14 protein-coding genes are annotated in these 11676 nt (G+C 39.4%); 10 read left to right on the plus strand and 4 right to left on the minus strand.

Going from position 1 to position 11676, the window contains the following annotated elements:
* The first annotated feature begins 320 nt into the window (after positions 1-320).
* The gene (locus tag LQ203_RS21095) at positions 321-605 is read left to right on the plus strand and encodes an AbrB/MazE/SpoVT family DNA-binding domain-containing protein (RefSeq protein WP_230161044.1); all 285 of its coding nucleotides are present in this window, start codon (positions 321-323) and stop codon (positions 603-605) included.
* Positions 606-666: 61 nt separating this feature from the next.
* On the opposite strand, the gene LQ203_RS21100 is transcribed toward LQ203_RS21095, so the two are convergent.
* Entirely contained in the window at positions 667-1104 is a 438-nt protein-coding gene (locus tag LQ203_RS21100; protein ID WP_230161046.1) for a GNAT family N-acetyltransferase, read from the minus strand.
* A gap of 272 nt (positions 1105-1376) precedes the next feature.
* On the opposite strand from LQ203_RS21100, the gene LQ203_RS21105 reads away from it, so the two are divergent.
* Together LQ203_RS21105 and LQ203_RS21110 are read left to right on the plus strand one after the other, a co-directional pair.
* The gene (locus tag LQ203_RS21105) at positions 1377-1523 is read left to right on the plus strand and encodes a hypothetical protein (protein WP_230161049.1); all 147 of its coding nucleotides are present in this window, start codon (positions 1377-1379) and stop codon (positions 1521-1523) included.
* 9 nt (positions 1524-1532) lie between these two features.
* Positions 1533-1679, plus strand: coding sequence for a hypothetical protein (locus LQ203_RS21110; RefSeq protein ID WP_230161050.1), 147 nt, complete (start codon positions 1533-1535; stop codon positions 1677-1679).
* A gap of 329 nt (positions 1680-2008) precedes the next feature.
* On the opposite strand, the gene LQ203_RS21115 is transcribed toward LQ203_RS21110, so the two are convergent.
* Positions 2009-3154: a Ger(x)C family spore germination protein gene (locus tag LQ203_RS21115; protein ID WP_230161052.1), complete on the minus strand. Its 1146-nt coding sequence runs from the start codon at positions 3152-3154 to the stop codon at positions 2009-2011.
* Positions 3155-3158: 4 nt separating this feature from the next.
* A complete protein-coding gene (locus LQ203_RS21120; protein WP_356715009.1) occupies positions 3159-5741 on the minus strand; it encodes an endospore germination permease in 2583 nt (860 codons plus the stop codon).
* A gap of 450 nt (positions 5742-6191) precedes the next feature.
* Between LQ203_RS21120 and LQ203_RS21125 the strand changes: the two genes are divergently transcribed.
* From LQ203_RS21125 to LQ203_RS21135, 3 genes are all read left to right on the plus strand, one after another.
* Complete coding sequence (locus LQ203_RS21125; protein ID WP_230161054.1) at positions 6192-6716, plus strand: YfiT family bacillithiol transferase; 525 nt, start codon at positions 6192-6194, stop codon at positions 6714-6716.
* 90 nt (positions 6717-6806) lie between these two features.
* Entirely contained in the window at positions 6807-7292 is a 486-nt protein-coding gene (locus LQ203_RS21130) for an SRPBCC family protein (RefSeq protein ID WP_230161056.1), read from the plus strand.
* Positions 7293-7687: 395 nt separating this feature from the next.
* A complete protein-coding gene (locus LQ203_RS21135) occupies positions 7688-7885 on the plus strand; it encodes a hypothetical protein (protein WP_230161058.1) in 198 nt (65 codons plus the stop codon).
* Positions 7886-7964: 79 nt separating this feature from the next.
* Here LQ203_RS21135 and LQ203_RS21140 read toward each other — a convergent pair whose 3' ends face one another.
* Positions 7965-8360 carry a helix-turn-helix domain-containing protein gene (locus LQ203_RS21140; protein WP_230161060.1) on the minus strand — a complete coding sequence of 132 codons (396 nt, stop codon included), beginning with the start codon at positions 8358-8360 and terminating at the stop codon, positions 7965-7967.
* Positions 8361-8497: 137 nt separating this feature from the next.
* Between LQ203_RS21140 and LQ203_RS21145 the strand changes: the two genes are divergently transcribed.
* From LQ203_RS21145 to LQ203_RS21160, 4 genes are all read left to right on the plus strand, one after another.
* Complete coding sequence (locus LQ203_RS21145; protein ID WP_230161062.1) at positions 8498-9016, plus strand: DJ-1/PfpI family protein; 519 nt, start codon at positions 8498-8500, stop codon at positions 9014-9016.
* 485 nt (positions 9017-9501) lie between these two features.
* Entirely contained in the window at positions 9502-10041 is a 540-nt protein-coding gene (locus LQ203_RS21150; RefSeq protein WP_230161064.1) for a hypothetical protein, read from the plus strand.
* A gap of 74 nt (positions 10042-10115) precedes the next feature.
* On the plus strand, positions 10116-10316 hold the full coding sequence (locus tag LQ203_RS21155) for a hypothetical protein (protein WP_230161066.1): 201 nt from the start codon (positions 10116-10118) through the stop codon (positions 10314-10316).
* Positions 10313-11527: a methyl-accepting chemotaxis protein gene (locus LQ203_RS21160; protein ID WP_230161068.1), complete on the plus strand. Its 1215-nt coding sequence runs from the start codon at positions 10313-10315 to the stop codon at positions 11525-11527. Before LQ203_RS21155 ends, LQ203_RS21160 begins: the two co-directional genes overlap by 4 nt.
* Positions 11528-11676: the final 149 nt, after the last annotated feature.

Here is an 11676-nt window from a genome sequence, read left to right on the forward strand (position 1 = left end):
AGACCCGTAAATTTCCTTCTCCATCAATCGGCATGAGTAAGATTGATGATAAGTGAATACAGAATGGAAGCGAGTATATTAAAATAAGGGCAATACCAATAAAACCCATATAGAATGTCCGGGAACGCTGTTATGACGCGTTTTATGAAGGGGTTATGGATATTTAATATAAAAATCATATAGAGGTAGATAATATACGAAGATACGAGAATTGACGAATATGGTAGGGAGTGGTATCTTTATAGAAGTGCAAATAATGTCGAATGGTGACGAAATATATAGGTGAACATTCGAAAGAAAATTAGTGAGGTAAATATAATATGAAATCTACAGGTATAGTACGTAAAGTTGACGAATTAGGACGCGTAGTCATTCCAATTGAATTACGCCGTACATTAGGAATTAATGAGAAAGACGCTTTGGAGATCTATGTAGAACAAGAGCGTATCATTCTTCAAAAATATAAACCAAACATGACTTGTCAGGTAACAGGTGAAACATCTGATGACAATATGAAACTTGTTGATGGTAAACTAATTCTTAGCGCTGAAGGTGCGGAACTTCTAATTAAAGAAATTCAAGCCAGCATGGAAACTGCTAAATAATTAATTTGCTAGATAAATAGCATCCAAGTGTAGGGAGACATTTTCCCTACACTTTTTTATATTAAATGGTGAAATGATAGAAATAATTCGATTCTCGGACGAAACCAATTTTTTCGTAAAGTTTTTGTGCGTTTACATTATCTTTACCTGTCTCGAGGGATACCCCTTTGGCACCTGTTTCTCGTGCGAAATTGATGGCTGAGTTCAATAACCCCTCGCCAAATCCTTTTTTGCGGGCAGACTCCTTCACGAATAAATCGTTCAGTACCCATGACCGCTTCATGCTCACAGATGAAAATGTCGGATATAATTGGGCAAAACCAACAGGATGCCCTTCATCAAATCCCATGAAAACCACAGACTCTCCATTTGTCAGCCTTTCCCTTAAAAACTCCTTTGCACGATCATAATCAGATATTTGCTCATAAAACACTCTGTATAAATCAAAAAGTTCTGTCAGAGATTCGAGCTCATGTAATGTAGCCTTCTGAATGCTCATATGTAACCCTCCTAATTGTTGGAATACTCTTAATTTACCATTTATTTATGCAGTGTGACATGTCAGATTTTTTTTTGCACGTCCCAATACTAAATAAAAAGCCAAAAAATTCAGGATGGAGCCAAGTATGGCACCATCCTCTAAAGGCGTTACGTTAGCATTACTCGAGAGTTTAGTGTACTCGTAAGTTTGGAGCAAATACTCGTGAGTTTGGAGCAAATACTCGTGAATTTGGAGCAAATACTCGTGAAATTGGTGCATTTACTCGTGAATTGAGCATTACTCGTGAAATTGGGCAAATACTCGTGAGTTTGGAGCAAAAACTCGTGAGTTTGGAGCAAAAACTCGTGAAATTGGAGCAAATACTCGTGAGTTTGGAGCAAATACTCGTGAAATTGGTGCATTTACTCGTGAATTGAGCATTACTCGTGAGTTTGGAGCAAAAACTCGTGAGTTTGGGCATTACTCGTGAGTTTGGAGCAAATGCTCGTGAGTTTGGGCATTTACTCGTGAGTTTGGAGCAAATACTCGTGAGTTTGGTGCAAATACTCGTGAGTTTGGGCATTTACTCGTAAGTTTGGGGCAAATACTCGTGAGTTTGGAGCAAATACTCGTGAATTTGGAGCAAATACTCGTGAGTTTGGAGCAAATACTCGTGAGTTTGGGCATTTACTCGTAAGTTTGGAGCAAAAACTCGTGAAATTGGGCATTTACTCGTGAGTTTGGAGCAAATACTCGTGAGTTTGGAGCAAATACTCGTGAAATTGGTGCATTTACTCGTGAGTTTGGAGCAAAAACTCGTGAGTTTGGAGCAAATACTCGTGAATTGAGCATTACTCGAGAGAGTGAGCATTAAACTCATGAATTTGAACAACTGCTCGAGAATTCAGATAAACTCTCTTCATTAACGTAGTGGTTTAGCTTCTAAACCGCCGGTGTTCAGGATGTGTACCTTTACGTTAATATGATTAATTGAATCCTTGTCCAGGAAATCGATCGGCTCTTTAATATGATTTTTTTGCCAGTATTTTGTCTCTTTAATATAGAGGATTTTGCCTAAGCTTAAAGGATCTGCGTTCTTTTCAATCCCAGTCTTAAAGGTTGTTTGGATTTCTCTTTTTATTTCACTTTCGAATTTTCGTTTGATTGTTTCGATGTCCATTTGTGTATCAAGTCCTAGAATTTTACCATTTACGACGACTTCAATATCAAACTTGTACTTGCCATTCTTGAAAACAGGTCTTACTTTATGATACGGATGCGAGAAAGAAGCATAGATGTCTTGCTTGTTCAAGCTAATGGTTACGGGAGTTATGTTGGTTCTTTTTGTGAGCCAGCGTACACCGCTCAATTCATTTTCCGAGAACCAGGGTTGGGACACTTTATAGTAAATGACAAAAGCACCATCCATATAAAGGCTTTTTCGGTTTTTATCTTTTTCTTTCCATACTTTATCGTTCCAAGTAATGGTAGGTAAGATGGTGGTTGATGATTTTTCCCGTTGATTTGAATAATACCTCTGGACCGTTATGGGGTGAATGAATGATCGGTTCCGATAGATATCTTCCGGTAAATATAATGTCGTGTATAAAGGTGACAAATTAAAATAACCATTTATGGAGAAAAGCTCATCCATGGAACTTTTTGTGCCAAAAATATTAGCTGAGTATCTAAGTAATTGGTTTCTATAAATATAATCGACTATTTCAGTGCTTTGTTGCTTCAACACATTTTCACTGATTACAAATGTGGAAACATGACCTATATAGAGAGCTTGTTGAGTATTTCGCATAAGTTGATTTACGGCGCTCGAGATGGAACGGCCTTTTTGTTTTCCTACATATACGGGGGGATTTTCAGTCGGCTTCGCTTCCGTTTTAGCTACAGCAGCGAAGTCGACTAGCTGCGCATAAACGATATATTCTCCATCTTTGTAGTCAATGCCTAGAGCAGTTATATAATGGAAGTCCTGTATCGTTTTTTCATCCCAGCAACCCGAAAGTAAAAGGAATAAAGGAATGATCAACAACATTTTATAGATGCGGAACATGATCTTACTGCCCCTTTCTTGTCTTATCATTGGCGGCCAAGGATCGCTTACTCATGGAATTCCATGGCCTCTTTATGAATGCATCCAGGATTTTTGTGAATCTAGGTGGTTTTGTTCCGCCAATATATGAAACCCCGAATGATTCAAGTCTGGATAATAAAGTGACAATCGAAAGTAAACCGATTATTAAGCCATAGATTCCGTATATGCAGCTGAGCAACAATACAAACATACGCAGGATGGTGACGGCGCCTGTTAGCGACTGGTTTACAAGCGTATAAGATGCGACAGAAGTTACTGCAGTAACCACAAGCATGGTTTGTGAGGTGAGCCCTGCCCTTATCGCGGCATCACCGACAATGAGACCGCCCACAACTGCAACTGTCTGCCCAACCGCTTTAGGTAACCTGACTCCGGATTCACGGAATAGTTCAAATAAAATGAGCATGAGAATGAATTCCATGGTGGCGGATAAGGGGAGACCGAGCCTTGAAAGGGTTATGGTGGCTAGTAACGGAAACGGTACCTGTTCAATGTTGAAAGCGGAAATGGATATCCAAAATCCTGGTAATAAAATGGTGATCCCAAGCCCCAAAAAACGAAGAAGTCGCTCAATGCTTACATATAAATAAGGAAGGTTCGAATCTTCTGCGGTTTTTATTTGAAGCAATAATGTAGAAGGAGCCACTATTATTGTTGGCATACCATCGACGATCAGGATAAATCTTCCTTGATTGAGCGCTTCCACTGCAAAATCAGGGCGACTCGTATAATGAGTGAGTGGAAATATACTGAATTTACTGTTTGAGATCAATTCCTCCAATTGTTGACTGCTAACCAATACATCAATATCGATGGAGTTAATTTTGGACCTTACATGTGTGACAAGTTCTTTATTAATGATGTCATCCATGTACATCAGTGCGACTTTCGTTTGACTGCGCCTGCCCACTATAAAGTCTTCATAGGCTAGCGATTTTGTTTTTAGACGCTTTCTGACTAAAGCTGTATTTATGGATAAGTCCTCGACAAACCCATCCCTTGGACCTCTTACGGAGACTTCGAAAGAAGATTCCTCAGGTTGCCTATTAGGAACATCTGACAAATTTATTGAAAATAGCTTTTGGGTGGACGGTATGAATAATAAGGCATTCCCCGAGAAAATCAGCTGCTGTACGCTAATGAATTCCCGATCGATCGTTACTTTCGTCAAATCTAACAGGGGGTTTAACTTGTTTATGGCTTTTTCCGCACCGATTTTCTCATCCAATTCCATCATTTTGTTTAACTTTTCCAAAATCCCTTCGTTCAATAAACTGATATCGGCCAAACCCGAGCAATAAAAGATAACGGCAGGAATGGGCCTTTCGGTTTCTCCGATATAGATTGTGTCAAATATGATATCTGAACTTGCACTAAATAACTCCCGAAATGTCTCCTCCCTCAATTCAGGCAGGGCTGGTTCATTTTTGGATCGTTTCATTCTCATGTTTTTTTTACCCTCCTTAGAACGAATGAAAGTGCCGATAAACAAGATGGTGGACAAAAGTAAAAGAAAATAAAAAGCACCAGGGTAATAAAAATTTTGACTTACATGCAAGAACTTGAAGTTACTGAATGGTACGATGGAAATGACTACCATAAGGAAACCAACTGAGAAAAGGATTCCGAGCTTCATATTGTTAGTTTTTCCTTTAAAGACTTCCGTGATTAAGAATAACGCTAGGGAAACACGGATATAGGCACCGGCAAGCCATTGATAAATGGAAAAGAAATCTGTATGCTCGATATATTTACCAATCGTAAGCAGCCGCCATTGTTCATAAGAGGGGTACCTCATGGCTTCGCCTAAGGTCGGCCCGAACTCAGCAATAGCACCCGTTAATGGGCCAAGAAGCAGAAACACTAAACCGAGACATAAGAAAACTAAAACTTTGCGACTGAGTGTATCCGATAGTTTTTCCTGAAAAAAGGCTAGTAAAATCAGTTCGGCTAATCCATATCCACAATACTGGAAGGCTTTTATGCCATGAAAATAACCATTTTCAAAAAGAGGCAGAAGGTGGCTATAGTCTTTAGTCGGAATATTTCCAGTCGCAACAAAAATGCCAAGAATAACGACAACGGGCAATAATATAGAAGAACTAATGGCGATGGAGCGCATGCCAGAATGGGCCAGGAATATGCATAGCAGGGTAAACGGAATGATAATGGCTAAACTTGGGGTCTCAAAAAGAAAACTTGTAGTGATCCAATCAATCGTTTCCTTGGTGGTGGCCAATACAAGGCTTATTAGATAGATCACAATACAAAATAAAACGATATTTTTAATAGGTTTTCCAAATCTATTTTCAAGCCAATGGTTCAGTGATTCATTATTCATATTCTTGATTATCCGAGATAATAGGCAGACCCAAATTGGTATCAGCAAAATAGAAAGGAGTGAGAAAAACCAAGAATCCCTTCCGCCGGTAGAAAGAAGGAAAGGGATCAAAATAACATGATTAAGAAGGCCAATGGATAAAAAGAAAATACTTAAGGTTTGTATCGAACTAATTTTTTTCAAGGTTCCTATCCCCATTTCCATTGTTGAATGCTTTGTTTAAAAGATACTGATGAACATACCATTCATTTGTTTATGGTTGCTAAATGAGGAAATAGTATACGTTATAATGAAATGGAATAATATTCCTGCTAATGAATTCTTGGTACTTTGATTTTAAGGAGCTTACGTTCTGGGGAAATCGCCATCGGCCGAACCGAAGGAAGTATCTGATTCGGGGTATAGGTTCAAGAAACGGGTCTTCAGGGATCGCACAGTTGAAGAAACATATCCAGAGGGGTGTGCTACATAAACGAAAGCATTTAAAAAGGAAAGTGCATATTACATTCGGGCTAGCCATTGTCAGAACTTCAATGTAAAATGCGATTTGATCAAATTTAGGATTGCGATAGCCAAGAATTGCGGGTCTAAAGGATTTATCAGCCACTATAAAGAATGTAATATAGGTGCTATTTTTATTGAACACAAGGGGGAATGAAGATGGATTTAAGATACCCAATTGGAAAGTTTCAGTTTGACGGTGAAATAACTAGTGGTGTAGCCGAGGGGTGGATCAACGAGATTGAAACTTTGCCTGGGATGCTGCGGGAAGCGGTAAGTAACATGGATGATGAACAGCATGATACAGCTTATCGTCCTGGAGGATGGACGGTCCGCCAAGTGGTGCATCATGTTGCCGATAGCCATATGAATGCGTATATTCGCTTCAAATTGGCCCTTACGGAGGAAAGCCCAGTCATTAAACCGTACGAGGAGGGGCAATGGGCAGAGCTGCCTGATTATGATTTGCCGATTGAAATTTCTCTATCCCTTCTTGAAAGTGTACATATCCGCTTGTGTAAACTTTTATCGGGCCTTCATGCAGACGACCTGAGCCGAACATTCATCCATCCTGATTCAGGAGAGGTGACTGTCGGTAAAAACATAGGCATTTATGCGTGGCATGGCCGCCATCATCTTGCGCATATTACTTCTTTAGCCAAGCGTCAGGGATGGTAAAAATGAGGGGAAAGCAGTGAATTTGATTCGACCGTTTTTTTATGATAAAAGTCATATCCATGTGAACGAATAGAATGAGGAGGAATTTAAATGCAAGCTGTAATCGAAAAAGAAGGTAATGGGATTATCGCAAGATTCGATCGCCTGCTTAATCATTCGGTGGAAAAAGTATGGGGTGTTTTGACGGAGAATGATAAGGTGGAAAAATGGATGTCCAACCTGGAAATGAAGGACCTCCGAAAAGAAGGGACCATCCTATTCAATATGAATGATGGGTCAGGGGAATCTTTTGAAATGAAAATCAGGGATTTCCGGGAATTTGCCGTTTTAGATTTTGAATGGGGGGACGGCTGGGTTCGTTTCGAGGTATCCCCTGAAAAGGACGGAAGCTCATTAGTATTGAAAGAATCCATCACGCCAGTTAATGATCATACAGCAAAAGATTTGGCAGGCTGGCATGTTTGCCTTGATATGTTGAGTGATTTACTTGATGGTCATCATCAGGACTTTCCAATGGATGAATGGGAAAAATGGCATAAGGAATATACGGCCGCCGTCAAACGAATTGATGCATGAAATGTGAGAATGCATACGTTTGAAAACAATTCCCGAGCCTTGTGACTTTAGATACGTGTGAAAAGTGGTATGAAACCCGATTTTAATGACCCAATAGTTTAACTAATCCATTTATTCTAAACACAGGCAAATAGCTTGTGTTTTTTTGCATTCAGAAAAAATAGTTAAATTGAATCGGGTGTTTGCTGGAAAGCCGATGCAGAAACCCAAGTGATGTTACAGTAAACGCCATGAGAAATTGAGCGGTTAACCCAATGACTTGTCCATTTCTTCATGAAGTGTCGGGTATAATGAGATTGGATAGGGCGGCTTCAGTTATCAGATTGTAAGGGGCGTATCAGGAACATCAAATGAAACCTGCATAAGACATCAATAGAATGCTTAAGGAGGATAACATGGATTTTTTGGGGAAAGTATTTAATTGGATGGTAATAATCGGATTGATTCTATTATTGGGACGAATCGTTACGGAGGTGTTTTTATTTATGGACATTCCGTTCCCCCCCTTTTTTAAAGACTACAGTGTCATTTCGATCATCGTATTAATAATAGGTGCAATTGGTCAGCATTACACCAAGCCAGATAAAAAATGAAATATCGTTTTTCAATAGAACTGGTCAGCTTCGAAATAAACAGACCGACATATCATCATTGTCGGTCCGTTTTTATACCTTATTTATTCAAATCATTTTCACTTGCATGCATTTCTTGTTTGATTTCATTCATTCTGGTTTTTCCCCACTCATACATCATTTCAACGATTGGGAGCAAGGTCATGCCAAGTTCGGTCATGGAATATTCGACTTTTGGAGGGACTTCAGGATAAACTTCCCGGTGAACGATGCCATCTTCCATAAGTTCCCGCAATTGATTCGTTAAGATTTTATGTGATATTTTTGGGAAAAGTCTTTGAAGGTCACTGAATCGGTGTGTACCTTCAACACCTAAATGCCATAAAATGACGATTTTCCATTTGCCGCTAAATATGGATAACGTAAGCTCTTTTTCGCAATTATAATGGCCGTTTAAGATCTTTTCTTTGATTTCATCTCTTAATGTTTCTGACATGGACTTTAACTCCTTTTTTATTTAACAGTAACCTCTAGGTAACCTCCGCACATTAAAGTGCGTTCTTCCCGGCGCTGAAAAGCAGCGATACAATATGAATAGTCATACAGACAATTGAATTTTAGGAGGCAATTTATATGAGTAAAAAAGCTTTACTAATTATACCACCAGAACGTTTTAATGAAGATGAATTATTTCAGCCTAAAGAAGTTTTGGAAAATGCAGGAGTGGAAGTAACGATAGCGAGTACGAAAACAGGAGAAATTACTGGTGACTATCAAGGAAAGGCAATGGCTGAAGTGATCTTTTCTGACGTTTCAGTCAGTGATTTTGATGCAGTGGCCGTAATTGGAGGATCCGGTACGAACGATCATCTATGGGGTAACCTGGAATTACAAAGCTATTTGAAACGAGCTCATGAGCAAAAAGTCCTTGTAACGGGTATATGTGCAGGATCTGTAACTGTAGCGAAAACAGGTTTGCTTTCTGGCCGAAAAGCTGCTTGTTACCCAGTTGATGTTCAAATTGACGAATTGAAAGCTAATTCCGTTGAATATGTTGAACAGCATGTCGTTGCACAAGATGATATAATCACTGGTGATGGACCGGATGGCGCCAAAGAATTCGGAGAAAGCTTAGCCGCAGCATTACGCTAATTCTTGCATTAAACCTATTATTACCCAAGTGAAACCCTTGATTCTAAAGAATCCAAGGGTTTTTTTTTGAATTCATCAATGCTATCCACTTTTCGGATTTTATAACCGTCGATTTTGAACAATAGAGTCATTTTTGGTTGAAGTCTGCAAAAATAATTGTAAAAGAATCATGAAAATATGGAAAATGATCAGAGGAATTTAACCCTATAGATAAAGGTATTTGGCTAGAAAATGCCTTAAATATAGGCGATTTAAACATCGTTTGGAATACGAACGGTGTTTTTTATGTGTGAGCACACCTTAGGGCCTATGCGTTTTATCTTTATTTGTAATTGACAATGGTAAAATAGGTATATAGTATGTTTATGTGGAAAAATAAAGTAAGTGACCTTAATTAAGGAAGGATCCATTTTGGCATAGATTAAATCTTTGTTATCAAACAGGGAAGCAGAAGCTTCCGCAGCAAATAAAGGGGGAAATTATTAATGGGAAGTTCAGTGGCTGACAAGAAAGAAAAAGTAAAAAGAAGGATATCGATCCGGGTAAAATGGCTATTGTTTATATGTACATCCGTTTTTCTCGCTATAGTCGTTTCCGTTTCGATAATGGGGGTGAAGGTAACTTCCATCTTTAAGGATGATAGTATATCCCTCAACAAAAGCTCGGCACAAAATGCAGCGGCACAAATCAATTTGAGCATGGCCACATATGAAAACTCGCTTGAGCAATTATCCCAGCTAATCTCCAATCAGATAAAGAATGGAGATTCAATCAAAGATATCCAACAAACGTTAAAGGCATTTCAAACGAACAATGAAAATTTAATTTCGGTTTATTATATGGATGGATCGGATGGTTCCTTATATGCTTCGCCCCATATGGATTTCAATCAGGATGCCCGGGAGACCAAAACTTATACACAGCTAACAGAAAAACCAGAAACGAAATGGATGGACGTGTATAAGGATAGTGTTTGGCAGGTGCCCTCGGTTATGATATTGACCTCTCGACAATTGGAAATATGAGGGCCAGTATCGAAAAAGATTCTACTAGTCATTTGGTAGTCTTGGATTCTCAAGGTTTTATCGTGAGTTCCTTCATGAAAGATATGGATGGAAAGAATATGAACCCTGAAACAAGCGGAAAGGAAGAGGGGGTGGAGGATTTCATTTCCGATACTGCCCGATTCAATTCTGAGTTCAAGTGGGTGGCCGACATTTATAATGGAGCTGCTGAGACAAGTCAATCCTTGAAGTTGGATAATGAAGAGTATACAGGTGAATGGGGGTTCCTGAAGTGAACTGGAAAGTGCTGGCGCTCACCCCAGACAAAATACTGCAATCCAAGCTGGATGATATTAATGGAATCGTATTGATATCAGGTATTTTAGGTCTCTTATTTGGTACGATTTGTGCCCTTTATCTTGCAGGAAAGTTAACGAAAATCATGGCCGACTTCAAAAAAATCATAGAAAAGACGGCGAGCGGGGATTTAGTAACCGAATTTGCCATTAAATCAAATGATGAAATTGGGGACTTAAGCAAAAGCTATAACTCGATGCTGGGGAAATTAAGGGGATTGGTTGCCAAGGTAAACACCAACGCGGAATCCGTAACACATGCCAATGCCGGACTAAGCCAAATAGCTGCTGAAAATAGTGCCGCCATTACGGATGTTTCACGCGCGATAGAAGAGATTGCGGCTGGCGCATCGAATCAATCTGAACAAGTGGAACATGGGGCAAGTACCATTCAGGTACTAAGTGAAGAAATCGATGGGTTATCACAACAATCCAGAGAGACCCAATCCGTTTTGGAGCAGGCTTCTGAAAAAATAGAATCAGGGAAACAGCAGGTCAGTGGCCTGGAAACATCGTATCAGAAATTGGAGTTGGCGTTTACGGAAGTCACTAGCATGAGCTTGAAACTTGTAGAAAAATCAAAAACCATTTCCGATGTCACGAATGCCATATCGAAAATATCAGAACAAACCAATTTGTTATCTTTGAATGCATCGATAGAAGCGGCAAGGGCAGGTGAGTCCGGCAAAGGGTTTGCTGTTGTAGCGAATGAAGTGCGGAGCTTGGCTGATGATTCAAAGGAAGCTACAAAAAATATTCAAGCAATCATCCAAAGCATTCTGCAAGATACAGAGGAACTGTTAAAAACGACCAAAGAAACGAATCAAATCAGCAAGGATCAGAAAAATGCCGTAATCACGGTTAGTGAAGCCATGAAAGAGCTGGAGGACTCCGTTGGGAGGATATCCAATTCGATAACTGAAGAAACACGATCCATTGAAAGCATCAATCAACAAAAAGAAACGGTAGTTAAAGTGATAGAAGAAATAACCGCCGTATCTCAGCAAACAACGGCTTCGTCAGAAGAAATTGCATCATCGATGGAGGAACAAGCTGCTTCATCCAATGAACTTGCGCAATATACGCTGCAGCTTACACAGTTAATAAATGATTTGGAAAATACGCTGGGGGAATTCCAGATAAAGAATTAGAGTAACGAATATACGCTTTTTTGCAAAAGGGGATGCCACTAAAGTGGTTTCCTCTTTTTTTGTATTGGGAGTTCATTGTACGGTGCAACGGACGCCATTTTATCATTTAATAGGCACTTAACCATGCTTATTGGCAATGCGCATCTCTC

This window comes from Peribacillus sp. Bi96 (genome assembly GCF_918698115.1).
Classification (GTDB): Bacteria; Bacillota; Bacilli; order Bacillales; family DSM-1321; genus Peribacillus.

What these genes read in the sequence shown, in the direction of transcription:
- LQ203_RS21100 (WP_230161046.1), bottom strand. Translation starts at nt 1,104, where the DNA reads ATGAGCATTCAGAAGGCTACATTACATGAGCTCGAATCTCTGACAGAA.
- LQ203_RS21135 (WP_230161058.1), top strand. Translation starts at nt 7,688, where the DNA reads ATGGATTTTTTGGGGAAAGTATTTAATTGGATGGTAATAATCGGATTG.
- LQ203_RS21155 (WP_230161066.1), top strand. Translation starts at nt 10,116, where the DNA reads ATGAAAGATATGGATGGAAAGAATATGAACCCTGAAACAAGCGGAAAG.
- LQ203_RS21115 (WP_230161052.1), bottom strand. Translation starts at nt 3,154, where the DNA reads ATGTTCCGCATCTATAAAATGTTGTTGATCATTCCTTTATTCCTTTTA.
- LQ203_RS21125 (WP_230161054.1), top strand. Translation starts at nt 6,192, where the DNA reads ATGAAGATGGATTTAAGATACCCAATTGGAAAGTTTCAGTTTGACGGT.
- LQ203_RS21120 (WP_356715009.1), bottom strand. Translation starts at nt 5,741, where the DNA reads ATGGAAATGGGGATAGGAACCTTGAAAAAAATTAGTTCGATACAAACC.
- LQ203_RS21150 (WP_230161064.1), top strand. Translation starts at nt 9,502, where the DNA reads ATGGGAAGTTCAGTGGCTGACAAGAAAGAAAAAGTAAAAAGAAGGATA.
- LQ203_RS21140 (WP_230161060.1), bottom strand. Translation starts at nt 8,360, where the DNA reads ATGTCAGAAACATTAAGAGATGAAATCAAAGAAAAGATCTTAAACGGC.
- LQ203_RS21130 (WP_230161056.1), top strand. Translation starts at nt 6,807, where the DNA reads ATGCAAGCTGTAATCGAAAAAGAAGGTAATGGGATTATCGCAAGATTC.
- LQ203_RS21145 (WP_230161062.1), top strand. Translation starts at nt 8,498, where the DNA reads ATGAGTAAAAAAGCTTTACTAATTATACCACCAGAACGTTTTAATGAA.
- LQ203_RS21095 (WP_230161044.1), top strand. Translation starts at nt 321, where the DNA reads ATGAAATCTACAGGTATAGTACGTAAAGTTGACGAATTAGGACGCGTA.